This window comes from Mesorhizobium sp. M4A.F.Ca.ET.050.02.1.1 (assembly GCF_003997725.1).
Taxonomy (GTDB): domain Bacteria; phylum Pseudomonadota; class Alphaproteobacteria; order Rhizobiales; family Rhizobiaceae; genus Mesorhizobium.
Window position 1 is genome coordinate 1 of the sequence record NZ_RZSG01001386.1, and the last position, 664, is coordinate 664.

A 664-nucleotide genomic window follows, 5' to 3' on the forward strand; every position below is an offset into this window, starting at 1 on the left:
GTCGTTCGGTCATTCCTGAAGTTGAGCAGCGAAGCGGGCGACTGGCAAGCGCGACGGCGAAGTCGTTGAAACTACGTGTCGCGGCGGCAACTATGGCGGGAAATTCGTTCAAATTCGCTGCTTTGGATTGGCGAATTCATCAACGAGTGTGTGTTACTTCATTCACCTGCCGTTAAAATGCTGAAAAATCGCGTGATGGCAGGCATGCAAGGGGCAATCAAAGGGGTTTGATCGCATGAAAAAGACTGTTCTCATGGCAACGATACTGGCGACCGCGCTGTTCGGCACCTCGGTCGCAGGCAAGGCTGCCGCCCTGGTGGCCAATATCGATGTATCCTCACAAACGATGACCGTCAGCAGATACGGCCAGGTGCTGTACCGCTGGAGCGTGTCCACCGCCCGCAAGGGTTACTTCACGCCGCGCGGCAGCTACCGCCCGCAGTGGACGGCCCGGATGTGGTATTCGCGCAAATACGAGATGTCGCCGATGCCATACTCAGTGTTCTTCCGTGGCGGCTACGCCATCCACGGCACCGGCGCGGTGAAGTATCTCGGGCGTCCGGCCTCGCATGGCTGCGTGCGCCTGCACACCGCCAACGCCGCGACCTTCTATTCGATGGTGCGCGAAGCGGGCTACGGCAACACGCGCATCGTCGTCACCGAC

1 protein-coding gene is annotated in these 664 nt (G+C 59.5%); it reads left to right on the forward strand.

What is annotated here, in order from left to right; all coding sequences use genetic code 11:
- Positions 1-235 precede the first annotated feature (235 nt).
- The coding region (locus EOA33_RS37680; protein WP_126054133.1) for a L,D-transpeptidase at positions 236-664 on the forward strand (429 nt) is incomplete at its 3' end.